The organism is Streptomyces melanogenes (assembly GCF_014649795.1).
Lineage (GTDB): Bacteria > Actinomycetota > Actinomycetes > Streptomycetales > Streptomycetaceae > Streptomyces > Streptomyces noboritoensis.
In genome coordinates, this window is record NZ_BMTS01000007.1 from 378,663 (window position 1) to 398,045 (window position 19,383).

Annotated in this window: 14 protein-coding genes and 5 pseudogenes; 7 read left to right on the plus strand and 12 right to left on the minus strand. The window is 67.6% G+C overall.

Going from position 1 to position 19,383, the window contains the following annotated elements; translation table 11 throughout:
- Positions 1-124: 124 nt before the first annotated feature.
- The 3 genes from IE252_RS18290 to IE252_RS18300 form a co-directional block, all read right to left on the minus strand.
- The gene (locus IE252_RS18290; protein ID WP_190090494.1) at positions 125-991 is read right to left on the minus strand and encodes an NmrA family NAD(P)-binding protein; all 867 of its coding nucleotides are present in this window, start codon (positions 989-991) and stop codon (positions 125-127) included.
- Between the two features lie 52 nt (positions 992-1,043).
- Complete coding sequence (locus tag IE252_RS18295) at positions 1,044-1,505, minus strand: hypothetical protein (RefSeq protein ID WP_190090495.1); 462 nt, start codon at positions 1,503-1,505, stop codon at positions 1,044-1,046.
- 119 nt (positions 1,506-1,624) lie between these two features.
- Positions 1,625-2,146 (minus strand): MarR family winged helix-turn-helix transcriptional regulator, encoded by a 522-nt coding sequence (locus tag IE252_RS18300; RefSeq protein WP_190090496.1) that lies wholly within the window; start codon positions 2,144-2,146, stop codon positions 1,625-1,627.
- A 440-nt stretch (positions 2,147-2,586) separates the two neighbouring features.
- On the opposite strand from IE252_RS18300, the gene IE252_RS44280 reads away from it, so the two are divergent.
- Positions 2,587-2,835 (plus strand): SapB/AmfS family lanthipeptide, encoded by a 249-nt coding sequence (locus IE252_RS44280; RefSeq protein WP_373298566.1) that lies wholly within the window; start codon positions 2,587-2,589, stop codon positions 2,833-2,835.
- 31 nt (positions 2,836-2,866) lie between these two features.
- On the opposite strand, the gene IE252_RS18310 is transcribed toward IE252_RS44280, so the two are convergent.
- The 7 genes and pseudogenes from IE252_RS18310 to IE252_RS43280 all read right to left on the minus strand — a co-directional run bounded on the left by IE252_RS18310 (position 2,867) and on the right by IE252_RS43280 (position 8,796).
- Positions 2,867-3,172, minus strand: a complete 306-nt coding sequence (locus IE252_RS18310; RefSeq protein WP_190090498.1) for a hypothetical protein — start codon at positions 3,170-3,172, stop codon at positions 2,867-2,869.
- 266 nt (positions 3,173-3,438) lie between these two features.
- Positions 3,439-4,601, minus strand: a protein-coding gene (locus IE252_RS18315; RefSeq protein ID WP_190090499.1) for an IS3 family transposase whose coding sequence is annotated in 2 segments (ribosomal slippage) — positions 3,439-4,314 and positions 4,317-4,601 — 1,161 coding nt in all. Because the reading frame shifts where the segments join, the coding sequence is not laid out codon by codon here.
- 507 nt (positions 4,602-5,108) lie between these two features.
- A complete protein-coding gene (locus tag IE252_RS18320; RefSeq protein ID WP_190090500.1) occupies positions 5,109-5,672 on the minus strand; it encodes a hypothetical protein in 564 nt (187 codons plus the stop codon).
- 260 nt (positions 5,673-5,932) lie between these two features.
- Positions 5,933-6,232, minus strand: coding sequence for an integrase core domain-containing protein (locus IE252_RS18325; protein ID WP_190090501.1), 300 nt, complete (start codon positions 6,230-6,232; stop codon positions 5,933-5,935).
- A gap of 4 nt (positions 6,233-6,236) precedes the next feature.
- Positions 6,237-6,476: pseudogene (locus IE252_RS18330) on the minus strand (IS30 family transposase); the annotation flags it as partial.
- A 280-nt stretch (positions 6,477-6,756) separates the two neighbouring features.
- Positions 6,757-8,331 (minus strand): outer membrane protein assembly factor BamB family protein, encoded by a 1,575-nt coding sequence (locus IE252_RS18335; protein WP_190090502.1) that lies wholly within the window; start codon positions 8,329-8,331, stop codon positions 6,757-6,759.
- A 219-nt stretch (positions 8,332-8,550) separates the two neighbouring features.
- Positions 8,551-8,796, minus strand: a complete 246-nt coding sequence (locus IE252_RS43280; RefSeq protein ID WP_229848523.1) for a hypothetical protein — start codon at positions 8,794-8,796, stop codon at positions 8,551-8,553.
- Positions 8,797-9,298: 502 nt separating this feature from the next.
- Here IE252_RS43280 and IE252_RS18340 point away from each other — a divergent pair.
- A pseudogene (locus IE252_RS18340) lies at positions 9,299-9,774 on the plus strand (transposase); the annotation flags it as partial.
- A 180-nt stretch (positions 9,775-9,954) separates the two neighbouring features.
- Here IE252_RS18340 and IE252_RS18345 read toward each other — a convergent pair.
- Positions 9,955-10,995 carry an AraC-like ligand-binding domain-containing protein gene (locus IE252_RS18345; protein WP_190090503.1) on the minus strand — a complete coding sequence of 347 codons (1,041 nt, stop codon included), beginning with the start codon at positions 10,993-10,995 and terminating at the stop codon, positions 9,955-9,957.
- Between the two features lie 330 nt (positions 10,996-11,325).
- On the opposite strand from IE252_RS18345, the gene IE252_RS18350 reads away from it, so the two are divergent.
- The 4 genes and pseudogenes from IE252_RS18350 to IE252_RS18365 form a co-directional block, all read left to right on the plus strand.
- The gene (locus IE252_RS18350; RefSeq protein ID WP_190090538.1) at positions 11,326-12,594 is read left to right on the plus strand and encodes an RICIN domain-containing protein; all 1,269 of its coding nucleotides are present in this window, start codon (positions 11,326-11,328) and stop codon (positions 12,592-12,594) included.
- Positions 12,595-13,165: 571 nt separating this feature from the next.
- Complete coding sequence (locus IE252_RS18355) at positions 13,166-14,380, plus strand: DNA/RNA non-specific endonuclease (RefSeq protein WP_229848525.1); 1,215 nt, start codon at positions 13,166-13,168, stop codon at positions 14,378-14,380.
- 31 nt (positions 14,381-14,411) lie between these two features.
- Positions 14,412-15,458, plus strand: coding sequence for a hypothetical protein (locus tag IE252_RS18360; protein ID WP_190090504.1), 1,047 nt, complete (start codon positions 14,412-14,414; stop codon positions 15,456-15,458).
- Between the two features lie 998 nt (positions 15,459-16,456).
- Positions 16,457-17,010, plus strand: a pseudogene (locus tag IE252_RS18365) (IS5 family transposase); the annotation flags it as partial.
- A 20-nt stretch (positions 17,011-17,030) separates the two neighbouring features.
- On the opposite strand, the pseudogene IE252_RS18370 reads toward IE252_RS18365, so the two are convergent.
- Positions 17,031-18,312, minus strand: a pseudogene (locus IE252_RS18370) (IS110 family RNA-guided transposase).
- A 315-nt stretch (positions 18,313-18,627) separates the two neighbouring features.
- On the opposite strand from IE252_RS18370, the pseudogene IE252_RS43285 reads away from it, so the two are divergent.
- Positions 18,628-18,729 (plus strand): annotated as a pseudogene (locus tag IE252_RS43285) (IS5/IS1182 family transposase); the annotation flags it as partial.
- Positions 18,730-19,383: the final 654 nt, after the last annotated feature.

A 19,383-nucleotide genomic window follows, 5' to 3' on the forward strand; every position in this document is an offset into this window, starting at 1 on the left:
GGCGTCCAGCACACCGTCGGGGACCAGCATCTGCGCCTGCGCGAAGTCGCATGCTCTTCTCCGGGATGTCGGGACCGGTATCCCGGAGAAGGGTGAGGGGCGGGGCAGACGGTTGGGCGGTCGGTCAGGCGGTCTTGGTGAACGTGTGGAGATGTTCGCGGAGGAAGGTGTGCAGTGTCCTGGCGGGGCGGCCGAGGATGATCTCGATGGTGTCGTTGGGAGATTCCGGGTGTGCGATGGCCAGTTGCTGGATCTCTACCACGTGGCTGGCGAGCCAGGGCGGCATCTGTGCGGTGGACAGGAGGTGGCTGTGGAACTCGCTCGGCGGCAGGTCGATGTAGCGAACGGGGTGGCCGGTCAGCTCGCCGAGCAGACGGGCGAGCTCGGGGTGGCTGAAGGCCCGGGGACCGGTCAGGGTGTAGGTGGCGCCGGCAAGGCTGGGGCGCAGGAGGGTCTCGGCGGCGACGTCGGCGATGTCTCGGACGTCGATGTAGTTACAGGGTGCCTCGCGCATGGCCCCGATGAGTACGCCCTCGGCGATCGCTGGGGCGTTCAGGAGCAGCTTTTGCATGAATGCGTAGGGCCGGAGCAGCGTAGCCGTCATGTCGGTTTTCGCCAGGTGTTCCTCGACCTGCCAGTGGCTGCGCGAGATGGCCACCGGTGAGGCGGGCTCGGCTGCTGGGGCAGAGAGTTTGACCACGTGCCGTACCCCGCAGTGGGCTGCGGCGTCTATCACGTTGGTCTCAAGCTCGGCTTGACGCGGGCTGTTGGCCATGGCGAGGAACAGTTGCGTGGATCCCTCGAACGCGTCGCGGAGCGTCTGAGGGTCCGCGGCGTCCGCACCGACGATCTCGACTGGTGTGTTTGCGCCGATCGCGGCGCGCAGATTGTCGGGCGTACGGCTGACGGCGCGGCAGGGGACTTCGCGTTCGATGAGCCGCCGGAGCAGGGCGCTGCCGGTGGCGCCGGTGGCGCCGACGATGGTGATCACAGTGTGCCTTTCGTGGGTGAGGGGTCTGGAGAACCGGGTGGGAAGGGCTGGGTCAGGCCGGTTGCCGGGATGTTGTGCCGTGCCACCGCCAGGTGACGATGGCGGCGGCCAGGCCGGCCGACAGCGGCAGGTCGATCCGCAGCCGCTCCAGCCATCCGGCATCGGGGACCAGTGTGTGCGACGGCAGCCAGTCGGATCCGAACCATCCGGCCAGGCCGGCGATTCCGGCCGCTGTAATGACGAGGCCGAGGGTGAGTAGCGGTCGCGGCGCCGAGGCTGTCCAGCGCCGGGGTCGGCCGCGGCGGTGCAGCCAGGCGCCGACGATGCAGGCCACCAAGGCCGATGTGGCCCCGATGGAGGTGAAGGCGGCCCTGGTCAGTTCGGGCTGGCCGCTGAGGAATCCGCCGAGCCCGGCGGTGAGCGCAGGGGCCAGGTAGGCGGTCGCGACTTCCTTCCACAGGGTGAACGGACGCGTGGCGAAACCGCGCTGGGCGGTTCTGGGAGAGGGGCTCATGTGACTCCTCCAAAATAAATTAGCTGGCTAACCAGATGATTAGGAAGCTAACTATATGGGTGCAGGAAAGGGTGCCGCGCGGTTGAGGAAGCTGCCCCCGCGCGGAAGTGATGCCGCAGCTATTCGGCAGTCAATGCGTCGATCCGCTGAGTGATCCGCTCCAGGAGGTCGAGGAACAGCCCGCGTTCATCGGCGGCCAGTCCGCCGACCAGCGCCTCAAGCCGTGCGAAGTGGTCCGCGGCCATATCGCGCAACCGCTGGCTGCCGCGCGCCGTGAGTACCACCACTGCGCCCCGCCCGTCCTCCGTTGAGGCGCGGCGAGCCACCAGGCCCTCTCGCTCCAGGCCAACGACCAGGCCCGTCACTGTGGCGCGCGAGACGCCGAGACTCTTCGCGAGCTGCGACGGCGACTTCTCCCCGTCGCTGTCCTCGAGATCCACCAGGAGGCGGTAGCGCCCGGTCGACAGCCCGGAACGCGCAAAGTGCACTTCGGACGCCCGGTCCAGGCGCGCCCCGGCAGCCATCAGGCGCACCGCGACAAGTACCGCCTGCGGGTCGGTCTCAAGCCCGTACCGCGCGATCTGCTTCCGCGCCTGTTCGAGCGTGGGTGCAGCGCCGGGGTTCGCGTCCTCGTCACTCATAAGAAGTAATATGGCGGCTAACTATCTGCCAGTCAAGTCGCCGAGAGCCTCACACCTGCAGACTCCGGACGGTTCCGCCCCCGACGACGGCCCGCCGCGACCCGGGGGGCCTCACCGCAGACCTGGTCATCGGTGCCCTGAACGAGCGTGACGTGCCCGGCCGTCTGCGGTACCCGGCCGACATCTGCGCGGAGCTGTCTTTCGGCGCCCGTATCGGAGGCAGGGCGCCAGACCCCGCCGACTCACCCCGGTCAGCGATCCAGCCGCCCATCGGCGACGCCGGGGGTACGGGCCTTTACGGATGCCGCCCCTGTCGCCCCGTACGGCTCACTGGTCCCCGCGCAGGCCGCAGCCGGCGTGGGAGCGGGAGGTTGGACGGCGTGGCTGCGGCCCCGGCCGGTGAAGGCGCGGGGCCGCGGGGCATCGTGGTTGTCGGGAAGATGCGGTCTGAGCCTGCCCGAATTACCCCTGCCCAGGGGCGTGGCGCGTTTCGTAGGCTGAGCGCTGGTGGCCGTTGGTCGCCGACGAGGGAGGGCGAAGCCGTGGTACTCCTCGATCTGCAGGCTCTGACACTCCAGGACGCCGAGCATGCCAGCACGGGTGCGGCAGGGAGCGCGGGTAGCGTCTTTTTCTGCAACAGCTCGGTCACGGTGATCTTCTGTTGTGTCGATGGGCCGGTCGACCGGTAGCCACCGATTCCCCCGCTGAGCGGCCCTCCCGTCAGACCTCCTTGGCGGTGTTGAGCTGAGCGTAGGCCTGCTCGATGAACAGCCACCCGGCGCCGGTGAGCCCGAACACGACTTCGTCGTATCGGAGCGGCGGCACGAGCACGGCCTGGGCCGCGGTCCCGTGTACGGCGCCGCATCCGAACCTGCGGGCCTCGTAGATCAGTCCGTCACTGAACGGCTCGTCGGTGTCGAGCCACAGGATCTGCGGGGCGTAGGCGCCGAGCGTCATCCGGTCGAGGGCTGAGTCGTCGGCGGTCTCGCTGTGCACGATGGCGAGTTGCACGGTGAGGGGCGGCACAGCGGTCCGCGTGACGGCATGACTGGGTCGTCGTGCTCGGGCTCGTGGGCGAGTAGGGGGGCGCGGGCGCTCGCGTCGGGTACCGGGGTGCCTGGGCGGAGGTCTTGTGGGGCAGGCATGTTGCGGCGGTGCGGAGTTCAGAGGTCAGGGTTGAGTGGAGGTTGATTTGGCCCATGTGTTTGGTGTGGGCAGCTTGCAACCTATTTACGGTTCTAGATCATGTTCGTGATGGTTGGGTCTGGTGCAGCTTTGGGTGACAGGTTCGGTCACGCGGCCTGGAGGGCCGGTGTGGTCATGACGGTCTCGAATTCGACGGGGGTCAGTCGGCCGAGAGAGGCTTGTCTGCGGCGTCGGTGGTAGGTCCGCTCGATCCAGGTCACCATCGCCGTTCGCAGTTCCTGACGGGTGGCCCACTGTCGGCGGTCGAGGACGTTCTTCTGCAGCAGGCTGAAGAAGGACTCCATGGCCGCGTTGTCGCCGGCCGCCCCGCCTCTCCCTGTCGAACCGGCCATCTGGTGGCCGGCGAGTGCCTGAACGAATTTTCCGGACCGGAATTGCGATCCGCGATCGCTGTGCAGAATGCACCCGGCGACGCTTTCGCGGCGGGCAACGGCATTGTTCAGCGCGGCGACGGCCAAGCGGGACATCATCCGCCCGTCGATGGAGTAGCCCACGATCCGCTTGCTGAAGACGTCCTTGACCGCGCAGAGATACAACTTCCCCTCCCCGGTGTCGTGTTCGGTGATGCCGGTAAGCCACAGTTGGTTCGGACCGGTCGCGGTGAAGTCACGGCGGACGAGATCGTCGTGCACCGGCGGGCCTGCCTTCTTGGTCCTGCCACGCTTCTTGCCGAAGACGCTCCACCAGCGGCTGTCCCGGCAGATCCGCCATGCGGTCCGGTCCGCCATGCCAGCTCCCAGATTGCGGGCTTCGTCGGCCAGGAAGCGGTAGCCGAACTCCGGGTCCTCGCGGTGAGCGTCGAACAACGCGTTGGCTCGAGCGGCTTCATCGAATTCGGCATCGGTCACCGGCCGCTCCAGCCAGCGGTAGTAGGGCTGTCTGGCGAGCTTCATCACCCGGCACGTCACCGCGACGGGCACTCCGTCTCCGGCTAGCTCTTTCACGAGCGGGTAGATCCTTTTCCCGGGAGATTCGCCTGCGACAGGTAGGCCGTGGCCCGGCGCAGAACCTCGTTCTCCTGCTCCAGCAGCTTGATCCGCCGACGTGACTCGCGAAGTTCGGCACCCTCCTGGCTGGTCGTTCCGGGCTTGGTCCCGTCGTCGATGTCTGCGCGGCGCATCCACTTCCACAGCGTCATGGCGTGGACACCGAAATCGGCGGCTACCTGCTCGACGGTCACGCCCGGACCGCGGTTCCTCGCGACCCGCACGACGTCCTGGCGGAACTCTTCCGGATAAGGCTTGGGCACAGCGACACCCTTCCCATCTGCCCCACAGGGCAAGCCAGTTCAGATGTCACCCGATCGTGCGGCAGACCCCACTACGTCAAGCGGCTAGCAGCTGGAAGACCTATGCCGGTGTAGGCGTGGCCGTGGGCGCCCTCGTTGTCCTCGGTATCCTCGCGTACTTCTTCCTACCAGGTGCTGCTGCGGCTATCACCGCCCTCGGCGCCGCAGCCCTCAGAGCAGCAAGACCACTCCTGAAGGGCTACACAAAGATCGCCTAGCCACTCTGGGGCTGCCTGTCACAGCACCCGGCAGGCAGCCCGAAACGCTCCCGGACCGACAACAACTGAGCCATCGGCTCGTCCGGGCTCCAGACGGTGGGTTGAAAAGTTCTGCCTGGCGGGCGGCTGGTCAGTCCTCGTCCAGGGCTTCTGTACCGTCCCGGACGAGGGTGGCCGTTTTGAGTGGCCCCATTTTGCTGGCGGTGGCGGTGGCGGTGGCGGTGGCTGTCGGCCCCAGGCCACTCCTGACTCAGTAGTCCCCTAGCTCGTTCGCGGAGAACATGAGGCTGTCGGGCCCCGGGAGGTGCCGGCCGGGCGGGTAGTAGCGCCGTCGCCCGTTCCGGTCGGTCACGGCGGTGTACCCGGCGGCCTCCAGCCGCCTCGTGTACTTGGTGGAGTCGCGTTGGGCGAGTGCGATCCTCAAGATGATGAGAGATGAAGCGAGGACGAAGAAGCCGCCCGCGAGGAGGAGAGCGAAAGTCCTGTTCTCCGTCTTGAACTCGGACCAGAGCTCCCAGGTGCCCGCCAGGGAAGGGATGAGCATAACCAGCGCCCGGTGCCTCATCGAATACTGACGGTTGAGGTCCGTCATCATCCGGGCCTTGAGGAGTTCGCGCACCTCGGGCTCGTCGGGCGGCAGTGAGCGTCCGTCGGCCGCGTGGGGATAGCGGGCCCAGTTCGCCGCCGCGCGGGCCTGGGCGTGATCACTACGGTCCGGCAGGAGCAGCATGGTGGCGCACTGATCTTCAAAGTCTTGGTGCAGGTCCATGTACACGTACCCGAACTGCTCAGCGACGAGGGCGAGTCGAGTCATACCCTTGAACGTGTACCCAGAGAGGCGGAGCTTGACCGGCTCGCCGGACGCCATCGACCGCAGCAATTTCCGCACGCGCTTTTTGCGCACTTGTGCACCCCCGTGACTTGTACTCCCTGAAGCCTCGCACACCGGAGCGCACGTACGACACGAGGGGTGGCCGAGGCCCCACAACCCCCACACCCACACCCACGCCCAGCCGCAGCCCCAGCCCCAGCACTGAGCCTGTTCCGCTTTGACGGAGACCATCGGTGTGGTGGTCAGGCTGCGAGTGCGGTCTCGTAGTCAGCGGGGCTGCGGTAGCCGAGGCTGCTATGCAGCCGGTGCAAGTTGTACCAGTCCTCGATGAAGTCGAAGATCGCGGTGCGGGCCGTGGCCCGGCTGGGCCAGGTTCTCGTGTCGAGCAACTCCCCTTTGATGGTGGCGAAGAACGCCTCAGCGAGCGCGTTGTCCCAGCACTGTCCAGTGCGGCCAACAGACAGACGGATGCCGAACTCCGTTGCCAGGGTGGCGAATTGCTGACTGGTGTATTGACCAGGTTCAACCAGTGGATGCAACACCGGCTTATTTCATCAATAGTAGATGGTCGTTGAGGGATTCGGCGGGCGTCTTCCAGCCGAGGCTCTTCCGGGGCCGGCTGTTGAGCGTGGCAGCAACCGCCTCGATATCCTCAGCCGCCCATCGAGAAGCGTCAGTTCCCTTCGGGAAGTACTGGCGCAACAGGCAGTTCGTGTTCTCGTTGGTGCCGCGCTGCCAGGGGCTGTGCGGGTCGGCGAAGTAGACCGGGATGCCGGTCTCGATCGCCGACCGAGCGGTCACCACGTCGGCACAGCTCGACGATCTCGGCCTTGAGCTCCGGCGTGAACGAGCGGCGAGGGCGCGGCTTCTTCTTCCCCATGTTCTCCATGATGGGCATCCTTCCGGGGACGAACCCCTGATCTCGGATGTCCGTCAAAGCGGATCAAGCCCAGGTGGCCGCGCGCATCCGATCGCTGATCTCGTGGTCGGGCCAGGCACCCGTGCCCGGGAGCGGGGCGGTGTGGTGCCGTCCCCGTCCCGCTCCGGGCGGCGGGGTGTGCGGTGTTCACAGGAGGGGCCGGTAGGCGATGATGTGGCTGCCGGCGGCGACGTAGACGGTGTGGTTGGCGATGGAGACGCCGTTGCCGGCCAGTGCGGCGATGGCGTCGGGTGCGCCGTCGAGTGCCAGGGGCCGGTGGAGGAGGGGCAGGCCGGTGTGTGCGTCGTAGGCGTCGAGGAAGCCGATGGAGTCGACTGTGTACACGACGCCGTCCGCGGTGGCCACCGGTTGGTAGTGGATGCCGTCCCCGACGGGCGAGAGCCAGGACGCGGCGCTCGCGTCCGGCCGGAAGGCGACCATCAGGGTACCCAGGGCCACATCGGCGTAGACCTGCCTGGCCGCGGGGTCGTAGGCGGTGGAGGAGCCGTTGCACACCAGGCAGCCGATGCCGACCAGGATCCGGCGCGCGGCTTGCATCGAGTCCGTCCGTACCACGTGGTAGATCCCTGACTTCTGGAGGTCGCCGACGAGGAGCGCGCCGTCCCGGTCGCGGAAGAGGTTCGGTGCGGCGCCGAAGTCGAGGTCCTGCTGCAGGCAGGCGATGCTGTCGCGGGCTTCCTCCAGCGGCGGGAGGAAGGGTGGGAAGGCTGGGAGGGTGGGGTTTTCCGGCAGCAGCATGCAGGTGGGCTTCGCCAGGTCGCGCAGGATGGGGGTGTACTGGTCGATCAGCCCCTTGTAGGAGGCGGTGATGGTGCCGAAGGCCGACCGGCTCTGGTTCAGGTCGATCTTGAGGATGGCGTTGGTCCGGGGGTGTTCCTTCTGTTTGCTGAAGGGGTTGCCGGTGCCGACGTAGGCGTATCCGGTGGCCGTATCCACGGCGGGGGTGCTCCAGATCCCGCCGCCCGCGTCACCGGTGAGCTGGTCGGCTTCCGGGATGGTGTAGGTGTGTTTGAGGACATGGCCGTCGGTAGCGCTCAGGACGGCGAACCCGCCCTGGGCGGTGGGCACGCCCTCCGGGCCGGAGAAGCCCACGAACACCGCCCCTTGGTAGACGATGGGGCTGGCGTGGGTGTAGGCGCCGGGCTGGGTGTCCAGCGCGGGGCTCTGCCACAGTCGGTTTCCGGTTCGGGCGTCCAGCGCCAGGACGTACGGTCCGCCCAGCTTGTTCACGGCCACCAGCACCTGCTGCTGGTCGACGAAGATCGTGGAGACCACGACGCCCGCGCGGGCTCCTGTCTCGTCGACGCTCAGGTCGATGGGGGTGCGCCACACCCGGCGGCCGGTGTTGGCGTCGAGGGCGGCCACGTCGCCGGCGGCGTCGCCGATGTAGACGCAGCCGCGTGCCACGGTGGGTGTGCCGGCGAGGTCCTCGTAGCCGACCACCTGGGACGGGTTGCCGGTGTGGTAGACCCAGCGCGGTGTGAGGGCCGCGGCCTTGAGCGGCGCAAGGCGGTGCTCGCTCTGCTGCGTGCGTGTGTTGGTGTAGTCCCTGCCGTACATCGGCCAGTCGCCGCCGGGCGTCGTCGCCTCCGTACAACCCTCGGTGTCCGGCACCGCCGGTGCCGAGGGAGCCAGTGCGGTGCCCAGGGCCAGCGTCGCGGCCGTGGCCGCGGTCGTGATCGTCCTGACGAGTCGTCGCATGACGGACCTCCTGACGGGATACGGGGGGTGGGAGGGCATGACGTCGCGTAAGCCGTGGCACCGCCGGGTCGCACACCGGGCCTGACGTCGTGTCGGTGCCGTACGGCCTGGACGAGGTGAGGCGGTGTACGGGCGCACGACGGCGCCGGTGGAGACCGTGGAGGGGAAAGCCACCGCTCACGGGGCGGTAAGGAGATGGCCGGGGCCCCCGGGGCAGGCCTAGGCCGACCGGGTTCGTCCGGAGCCTGGCGCGTCCTTCGCCGACGCCGCCATGGCCTTGCTCACCAGGGTGTTACGCCGGGGCCGGCCGCCGACCTCAGCGTGGCGGGTGCGCGGCACGGACCGCCCACCGCCCTGGCTGGTTATGTCTACCGCGGCCGTGGGCGCGTATGCGGTCCGATAGGTGCGGCCGGTGTCGGCGACTGCCGTCACGCTCGGGGAGGCCGACGATGTCAGGTCCATCACGGGTGGCTCCTCCCTGTACGGGGTGCCCTTGTCCGCGCCGCACGCCCGGGGGGGCGTACCGCGATCGGTACGGCGGCGGGTCCGGGCCACCGACGCCCGGCCCGCTACTGTCGGTCGACCTGCGGAGCCACCTTCGTCCGCGTGTGGCGCGTACGGGAAGTGTCCGCCGACCAGCCAGATCTGGCCATCCAGTCAACAGGGCGCAGCGATGCGCGCAGGGGCGTGCACTGTGGTGAAGCGCCGTGCGCTCCGGCCTTCGTGTGGTGAGAAGCGCACGCCGGGCCTGGAGATGCAACACCATGCGCCGGTCGTGGCGCTTCAGGCTCGCGAGTGGCAGCCACGGCTCGCTGACGGCCCTGGGACGCGGGCAGGCAGTTGCCCCTGCGGCCAGTTGATGGACCACCCCCGTACGCATGAGGAACAGCGGGAGCCCGTCCCGCTGGCTGCTCTCGCGGTGTTCCCGGACGCCTCCTGGTCACTCACCCGGTGCTGTCCGGGGCTGCGGGGCTTTACAGGTAGGTGTGTGAGACGTGTCGGCTACCGCTACATCCCCCAAGGCCGGGCCGAAGTCGACCGGCCCGTCACCACCCCGCGATGGCTGGGCCGCCTCCTACTCACCCATCCCGACCACCTCCGGGACAGGGACGCAAGTCTCCTCGCCGAGCTCACCTCGTCCTGCCCAAAGATGACTCAACTGGCCTCATTTATTCGCGAGTTCGCACAGCTCCTCACGTCGGCCGCAGGCGATGACGAGAAACTCGCCGCGTGGATCGTCAGCGTCCGCACGGCCCAGCTGCCCTGCCTCCACGCCTTTGCGAACGGCCTCGAACTCGACCGTGCAGCCGTCACCGCCGGCCTCACCCTCCCGCACCACAATGGGCGGACCAAGGCGTCAACACCCGCACCAGACGAATCATGAGACAGATGCACGGCCGCGCGGGCTTCGATCTCCTCCGCCACCGCATCCTCCCGCACTGACTGTCACCCATCGTTACCACCGATTACGGGGCAGAGCCGAATACGGGACAGAGCCGCTCTATTTACAGGCCCGCAGAGCAGGCGGTGCCGGACGGCGTGATCACGCCGCCGACGAGGGAGTCGGAGTGGTGGGGGACTCGGGAAGCAGCAAGCTCGGTCATGTCCCCGTGTCGCCGGACATCAACGCGCGGTGTGGCGCGGATCTCGGCCCGGGACGCCGTCCTCGTCAGGAGTGAGTGTGGAGTGGCGCTGGGTGGCGCGGTATTCGCTGGGGGACATTCCGGTGGCCGTGCGGAAGGCGCGGGAGAAGCCGTCGGGTTGGGGGTAGCCCCAGCGTGCGGCGATGGCGTGGATCGTGAGGTGCTGCAGGGCGGGGTCGGCCAGGTCCCTGCGGCAGCGGTCGAGCCGTTGCCGGCGGATGAATGCCCGGGGTGTGAGGCCGTGGTGCTGGAAGACGCGGTGCACGTAGCGCAGGGAGAGGTGGTGGGCCGCGGCGATGGTTTCCGGTCCAAGGTCGGGGTCTGCCAGATGCTCAGTGGTGAAGGCGCTCATCCGCAGGAACAGCGCCTGCTGGCCCGAAGCGCCTGATACGGCAGGGCTGCTGGGCGAAGCGTCTTGGTCGAGATGGTGGGCCAGGACGGCTGACAGCAGGTCGAGCGCGCTGGCTTCCAGGCGGGCGGCGTCGGCCGGTGTGTACTGGGCGTACTCGTTGGCGAGCCCTGTCAGGAACTGGCCGAACAGGCGGCCGATGCCCTGTGTCCATGGCAGGGACCGGCCGTACAGGCGGGTGAGCTGCTCGTGCGGAAGCCGCAGGAGCTTCTTGGGGCACTGGTAGACGAGATGCCTGCCCGGGGTGTCACCGGCGTGGATGTCGATGGGCTGCGAGCTGTCGCCGAAGGCCATCTGGCCGCGGTTGAGCAGGGACCGCTGCCGGTACTGCTCGATGCTTACTTCTCCGGCGGTGACGAGGTGGATCCGGTACATCTCCGGGTCGGACTGGCGGATATGCCGGGCTGTGCGCTGCGCGGTCACGGAGGCGTAGGAGGACAGGACGGAGACCTGCCCGGCGCCCAGGGGCATCATCTCGATCCGCGCTTTGAAGGTTCCCGCCTCCAGAGGGGTGACGCGCTGGGGCACCTGCGCCAGGGCCATGGCCGCGGCCCACGCCTCCGGCCGCTCGCGGACGGGAAATCCGGTGGTGTCGACGACTGTGGAACGCATCCCTACCCCCACGCACTCTGGCAACAGTGATCCAGAACAGTCAGCAAAGTGCAGCAGTGTTGGGGACCGACAGTGCGTTCCACGCCAACAAGGGTGCACTGGGCGCCAATTACGTCCCGCGGTTTTTCGGGCAGAGTCGGTTCTGCCCAATCACCGCTGATCTGGTTCCGCCGCAAGCAGCGGTATCAAACGGGGCAGCATGACGAACAGGTAAGACGGCCATGACGCCCCGTGCCCCGCGATCTGCACCGTCACACCGACCACACCGCTGGCCGGGACTCCCGCCTGCTCGAACCCGGGAGTCTCGTCCAGGGGGAGGGGATGAGCTCGATGCGTCATTCACGATCATCCGGCCGCGGCAGACGAGGACTGACGGTCCTCATCGCGGTCGCCGTCTCCACGCTCGCCGCGGCGGTTGCCACGGCCGCCCCCGCCGAGGCCGCTCCTTCCAAGGCCGCCGCTGTGGCGGCCGACCAGCCCAAGCTCGGGGATGCCTGCACGCCCGCTGACCTCGGCAAGCGGTACCCGTACATCAAGTCGACCCAGATCGTTCCGACGATCACACATTTCAAGGGCTGGTACGTCACCGAGGGAACCATGGGTTCGCAGACGGTGGAGACCAGCACCCAGACCGTGATCACCGTGTCGGTCGGCCTGAACGCCTCCATCCAGGGCAGCTTCCAGATTGAGGCCCTCGCCCAGGTCGGGGCGAGCCTGGGCATCAGTGTCCAGGCGTCCTACAGCCACACCAGCAGCGAGTCCAAGTCGATCACCTGGGACTTCCGCAGACCCGGCTACTACGCCCTGTACGAGGGCACCCGCAAGGTCACCGGCCAGTACGGCAGCCTGAACTGCAACCGGGTGAGCCTGGGCAACGGCAGCTACGCCACCAAGTGGGTCGACGGCCCCGAGGCCGGCAGCTACACCACCTACACCACGCTGGAAGAGGGCGCGGTGCGCTGCGAGGACGCCGTGCCTGCCAGCAGCATCATGCGCAAGGCCCAGGACATCCTCGGCTGCGGCGCCGCCCTGGCCCGCACCGAGCGCGCACCCGCCGCAGACAAGGCATCCGTGTCGGCGAACGCGCAGAAGCCGGCGGTGAAGGCGGCGGTCGACTGGCCGCCCACTGGCAACGTGCCGGCGGGTTTCACCTGCGACGCGGGCTACTACAAGATCGCTACGCAGGACCGGTCCCTGTTCTGGTCGGCGCCCATCCTGAGCCTGGACAACAGCATCACGCTGAAGACCGCCTCAATGTTCGGCAATGGGCCGGACCAGTGGCAGATGTGCCACGGTCCGCAGACCAACGGCAACGCCGAGCAGATCCTCATCAACCGCGGCACCGGCAAGTGCCTGGCCGTCCCGCAGGCCACCGCCTCCAGTGAAGGTGCCGCTCTGGTGCAGGACGACTGCAAGGTCGATGACCTGCAGCGGTTCTTCGTCTACCGCGACGTGCCCGGCTCCGACAAGATCGGCGTCCAGAACAAGTACACCGGCTTCATGATGGGCCACGACCGCAATGCCCAGGACCAGCCCGTACGCCAGTACAGCATGGGCAGGGCCGACGGCAGCGGCACCTACGTCCTGGTCAAGGCCTGACCCCTGACACCACGCCTGGTTCGGGAGCACCGGTGACATAGCGAGGGCCCGGGGACTCCGCGTCCCCGGGCCCTCGCGCGCGACAGGGGCGTGCCGGGCGGGCGCTCAGGAGCGTGACGGTGTGGCACTGGCCGTTGACAACTCGTCAAGGTGCGCGGCGTGAGCCGGGAGTCAGCGCCAGGAACCTCACCCGCCCGAATACATCACTGACATCGCGCCTCGCCTCGGCAACTCCGGCTCCCCGAAGAGATGCCGGTCCGCCCGGGACTTGAACTGCCCGGCTCGGGAATTCCCTGGTGAACCGCGGTCAGGCGCGTTTGCCGGACCGTCCGTGAACTCGAAGGCCTGAGCCGGCCGTCGTCACAGCAGACCAGGCGTGCGGCGCGATGGACACGCCCACCTGCCCGCCCCGCCACCACCGGCATGAGCTCCGGGCAACTCCGGTGCGGACAGGCCCTATCCACCAGAAATGCGAGAGGGATCGATCATGTCTCTACCAGGTATACGTCGCCACCATAGAGGACGGGACCGAAAGCCGAACTGGCTGCGCCGTGTCCTGTCAGGGGCGACGGTGGCCGCGACGGCCGCCGCTGTCGCACTCGGTGGCACCGCGACGGCCGCCGCCGCGCCCGCGCATCCGACTGACCGCATCAGCGCCGTCACGCCAGGCCCGGCGGAACACACCATCACGTTCAAGATGACCACGGTGCGGGTGACGGAGCTGGTCACCACAACACCGGATCGCGCGGGCAACGTCACCGTGCGGCTGGCCAACGGGAAGACCATTCCTATCCCGGCGGCCAACAAGGACCTGGTGATGCGCCGCGCTGCCCAGCAGGCCAAGACCCAGCTCACAGCCGCCGGGCCCGTCGAATGCGGCAGAAGCTTTGTCAGGTTCAAGTTGAAGTCCAACCACCAGCCGTTCGTCATGGAGACCGGGTTCGATGTCTTCGGCGGGTCAGCCATCGGCTACAAGTGGCTCGTCACCATCAAGGGGCCGAACAACTACGCCCACGAGTACACCAGTCAAGGCAACCTGCTCTTGCGTGACAGCTGGCAGGGCAGCTACACGAGCGACAAGGACGAGGGCGAGGGACTCTACACCGCCGAGGTCGATGCCGGCGTCTCCCACTTCCAGTACGTGAGCGGCGACATCTGCTTTTCGGAGCCGGCGCGCAATACGGCGCGCCTCACCAAGCCGAAGGCCGCCTGCCTGGATGTGGCTCAGCCCAATTCCGGCGGTGGGTGGATCCTCAACAGCACCGACCCTGTGCCGCATCGCAACCGGACTGACCCGACCAGCCAGGCCGGTACTCGGGCGGCCGGGGCGCAGGCTTGTCTGCGCAAGCCGCTCGGCTCGGGCAGCGCGGCTTCGGGGGACATCACCGGCTGGCAGGACGCGCAGCTGTTCGTCGCCACGAACTCGCCCGGCACGGCGATCTCCCGCTGCCACCTGATCGCCAACGTCCTCGGCGGGAAGGGCCAGATACTCGACGGCGGACAGGCCAACCTCGTCCCTTGCTGGCAGGTGGGGATGAACACCGGAACGCCCAGCATGCGAACCTACGAGAAGCAGGTACAGGACGCGGTCGCATCCACCACGGGGCCGGATGATGCGGTCTTCTATGTGGTGACGCCCCTCTACAAGGACAGCGACAGCACGATCCCCACCGGCGTCACCGTGAGTGCATCGCTTCAGCGGGCGGACAGAACACAGACCCTGCTCTTCGTCACCACCATCTCCAACACCCAGGGCAATACTGGGCTGCTCAACCTCGGAAACTGATCCGATCTGACGCACACCGCAGGGAGCCAGCATGAGCCGTACCACCCCGCCGCGACCGGTCGATGTCACCGCGGTCTTCCCTCAACTGGCTCCCCTGGTGCGCACGGCGACCCGGTTGCATCCACGCCCCGGATCGCCGACGCCGCACGACAGCTCGGTCGGCGGGCCACTACTGTGGCCCGCCGACGAGCCGTGGCCACACTGCGACGGACCACACGTGTGGGACCAGGTGAACGCGCCCCTCTCGCCGGAAGACGTGCGGCTGCAGCGGCGCATCCAGGCAGCCGTGGCGAGCCGACCGCACGGCATTCCCGAAACAGCCCGGTACACGCCTGAGGAACAGGCAACCAACGAGCGGATCAACGCCGGCCACCCGTGGCCCGTGGGCCCGATCGCCATGCTGCCCGTAGCCCAGCTGTACGGGCGTGACGTCCCCCTGCTGCGCCCGCCCGGTCGGTTTGGGGCCGATCTGCTCCAGGTGTTGTGGTGTCCCTTCGACCACCCGGCGCACCCCAGGACCGCCCTGTTCTGGCGGTCCGTTGCCGCGGTCACCGACGTCCTCTACACCCCTCCGGAGCCGCCCGCCGTCCAGTTCCCCGGCTATCTGCCGGAGCCGTGCCTACTCGAACCGGAGCAGGTTACCGAGTACCCCCACGTGATGGAGTTGAGCACGGAGCTGCAGCAGCAGTTGGGGGACTGGAGCACGTGGCAGACGGCCGGCGCCGCTGTCGACAGCTACTACGCGCCCGCCCCGCAGGAGCTCTACACGGACAAGCTGTCCATCGCTCCCGGCTGGAAGGCCGGTGGGTGGACCCGCTGGGGCCTCACCGACCCCGTCCCCCGCGTCTGCTCCGCATGCGGCACCGAGGCGGAGCCGCTGCTGACCATCGCCACCACCGAATGGGGCGCCGGTACCGACAATTGGGCCCCCGAGGAAGACCAGGCCAACCCCACTGCAACCCTTCCCGGCTATCCTCCGGCGAACTACACCATGATCGACCTTGCCCGGGGATACGATCTGCAACTCCACGTCTGCCCGGCATCCCCGGACCATCCGCACATCGAGCTGATCCAGTGAACACTGCCCGGCGTCCCCGGCGACGCCAGCTCGCGGGACAGCATCGTCCCCTACTGTCAACGGCTGTGAGACTCGGAGTGGCCGGTCTGGGATCGGCTGCCAGGGTGGTATCGGTCGTCCCGCCATGTGGTGACTCTTGTCAATGGTGGCCCCAGAGGGTGCCTTCAAATGGACTTGTCCGACGTGGTGGGAGCCGACGCCGCCTTGGGCCACTTCGGTGTCCTGATCACGAGATTGCCCGCCGTTCACGGCGTGGCCCGTCACAGTCCTGGCCCGGAGTGACTCTTGGCCCAGACCGACGCCGGCCATCAGCGGCCGAACCGTTGGTCCCTGGACTGAAAGGCACCCGCCCACCGCGACGATTGTCGCGCAGTGAACCGTGCCGGCTTTCCTGCCGGTGTTTTGTTGGCCGGTGATCAGTCGGTCAGGGGGTGTGGGTCAGCGTAGTGCGCTGCCTCGTACTCGGTGGGGCTGATCATGCCTAGACTGGAGTGCAGGCGGTTATCCGGGGGCAGGGCAATGGGGGCTTGCGAGGGCATAAGGGGATGACGTCCCGTGAGGGGCGCGTGGAAGCGCGAAGCGAATTCGCGAAGGGCGGTTCTCTTGTTACCGTTTCAAGTAGAGCCATTTTGAGGCGTGTTGGCGGCTCTGATCAGGGGTTTGCTACGCCATTGCCTCACGGGACAGCACTCGCATTATTTGTGCCGCGCCCCCGCCGGGACCCCCTGCATGCTGGAGGTAACCGTGACTAACAGTTCCCCTGTACAGCGCACTACCCATGACCAAGGCGTTGCGCCGCCTGTGTTGGAACTTCGGGTCGGGGGAGTGTGCTTGACTATTCAGCGCGTGCCCGTATGGCTGATCACTCTGCTGACCACGACCAGCGGAACGGGAACCGCCTGGTGGGTAAGCCGTTGAAGCGAGGCGGGCGACGTAGCGGGACACTGCTTTAAAGAGATCATCTCATTTGGATTGACCGGTAGCCTGTCTGGGTGTTGATGGTTGAGCGGTTGGTGCCGGACGGGTTGTGGGAGTTGTTCGAGCGGGTGGTGCCGGAGGCGCCGACGCGGCCTCAAGGGGGTGGTCGGCGTCGGTAGGGCGACCGGGAGGTGCTGGCGGCGATCATCTTCGTGGCGACCACGGGGTGCACGTGGTCGCAGATCCCTCCAGTGTTCGGCCCCTCCGGGGCGACGGCCCACCGTCGGTTCATGGAGTGGAGCCGGCTGCGGGTGTGGGCCAAGCTGCACCGCCTGGTGCTCGATGAACTCGGTTCCCGCGGCGAGCTGGACTGGTCGCGGTGCGCGGTCGGCTCGGTGAACGTGCGAGCCCTGAAAAAGGGGGCCTGACAGGCCCGAATCCTGTAGATCGGGGCAAGTTCGGCTCGAAGATCCACTTGATCACCGAGCGGACCGGCCTGCCCCTGTCTGTCGGCATCTCCGGCGCGAACGTCCACGACAGCCACGCACTCGAACCGCTCGTCCGGGGCATCCCACCCATCCGGTCCCGTCGCGGCCCCCGTCGGCGCCGCCCCGCCAAACTGCGTGGCGACAAGGCACCCCATGCGGTTAACGGTCAAGCAGCCGGGATGAGTTGATCTGATGCAGGAGGGTTGAAGGCTATCGATTCGTCATAGTTCTGGCGTGTGGTCAGGCAGTGGTGGAGCTGTCCGATCATGCGGTTGAACAGGTGGCGAAGTGCCGCGTAGTACCGGTCTCCGATGCTCCGTCGGTGGTTGTAATGAGCGTGGGCTCCAGACGAGGCGGTCAGTGGGGAGAAGGCCCAGTGCCGTCCGGTGGCAGCCAGTCGGCTGTTCTTGATCCTGCGGTGGGTGACGTGGCGGCTTCTGCCTGATTCCCGGGTCACGGGGGCGCTTCCGGCATACGCCTTGAGGCCGCGTGCATGCGGGAAGCGTGTGCGGTCATCGCCGATCTCCGCGAGGATGCGGGCTCCGGTGAGGATGCTCAGGCCGGGGAAGCTCGTGACGATCTCCGCGTCGGGGTGTGCGAGGAAGAGTTCCTCGGTGCCTCGGTGCCTCGGTGCCTCGGTGCCTCGGTGCCTCGGTGCCTCGGGCGAGGTCTTCACATGCTTGGCAGACAGCATTGAGCTGGGCGATCAGGGCCGCAGTCTGACGGCCCATGGCGGTCTCGGCCGCAGCGGGCTGGTGGAGCCAGGTGCGGCGGAATACTTCGTGCAGTCGGCCGGCTTCGGCGATGATGTTCCGCTGGCGCCCGGCCCGCTGGAGGGCGGCCTTGAGCTGACGCGGGGACAGCCGGGCCGCCTCGGAGGGTGTGGGCGCGTCGGTGAGGATCGCACGGGCCTCGCGGCGGATCAGCCCTTCGCGCTTGTCGGTGAACGCCTCCAGGATGGAGGGGTAGTACTCGCGCAGGTGCGAACGGAGCCGGTTGTGGATGCGCGTGCGTTCCCAGACGGCGTCCTGCTGGGCGCGGGCCAGGACCGCGATGGCTGTGACCTGGTCTGAGTCGGCGGGCATCGGGCGGTGCAGTTCGCGGTCGGTCCGCAGGATGTTCGCCAGGACCACAGCGTCTTGGTGGTCGGACTTCTTGCGCGAGACCGAGTGCCGGTCCCGATAGCGGGCGACCGCCATCGGGTTGATCGCATAGACCTTGCGTCCCGTGGCCCGCAGGCACGACACCAGAAGCCCCCGGGAAGTCTCGATCGCGATCGGGACCGGATCGTCCGGGCTGTCACCATGCGCGGCCAGCAGCGTCAGCAGGTCCTGCAGGCCGGCCGCATCGTCGGTGATCCTGGCCTTGCTGAGCAGCTGGGCGCCTTCGTCGACGAGCGCCACATCATGATGGTCCTCGGCCCAATCGATTCCACAGGTCACAGCCACTGTGAACTCCTTCGAACGGTTGTTGCCCGTCGGCGTCGAGCCGCGGCAGGACCACCCGGCGACCTAATAGAAGCGCTCCTGGCGCACCACCCCATCAGCCATCCGTAGCCCCAGCTGCACCCAAGGGCCTCGTTCTCGCGAAGGGCTCAACAGCCCCGGCTTTTACGGGAGATGACCTTGAGCGTGGCTCGAACCATGGCACCGTACGGCGACGCGACAACCATGGGCAGGGGCTGGTGCATCCCTGTTGTCGAAGCGCTCAGGCGCCGCATACATCTCAGACGTCTCATCCAACCCCTGCCCAGCGCCTATTAGGCATACACCTCCCGCAAGAACCGCCGCTACCTGCGGCGACGCGGAATCCGCCACATCATCCCCGAACGCCTCGACCAGCAACGGCACCGGCACATGCGAGGGCTGATCGCTCCGCTGGAGCGGAAGAACGGCTGGACGCTCACAGAGGAGGCCGGACATGCGGGACCTGACCGGTACGGCACCGCCACCCGGGGCCCCGGCCCCGGCGCGAGGTCCGGGGCCCCGACGCTGACAACCCAACCGGCCGTCGGCGCTGCCTCCGTGCCCACGAGACGCGGCATCGACGCAAGTACAGCGCGTGCGGGTGACGAAAAGGGTCACGTCGGGGCAGCGGGAGAATGTGTTGCTGATGACGGCGTCTTCGCTGACGTCGGTGTCGAGGCTCCAGAGTCGGAGCCACCTACCCGACTCACATCACCCCACACAGCACACGGCATCACAGAAGATCCATAGCTTTGCTATTTCTTGGTGTCCTGTATCGGGTATATGTTGCTTTTAATCGCCTATCAAGATGATCTAATGATCAGGCAGTTGCGCGAGCATCCGCTTCGTATGGCCGGGGGAAGCAGGCCTGGAGTGAGTCTCGTCAACACACCACGCCCGTGGGGGCGTGAGCGTACAAAAGCGTTCCAGGGGGTTCATCGATGGGGACATCCACTTCCTCTCATGCGTGGCCAACTGTGCCCGCCCACGGGTCATTTGGGTAACGGCCAGCGGTAGCTGAAGCCCGTTCCCCGACCTTCCCGTCATCCGCAG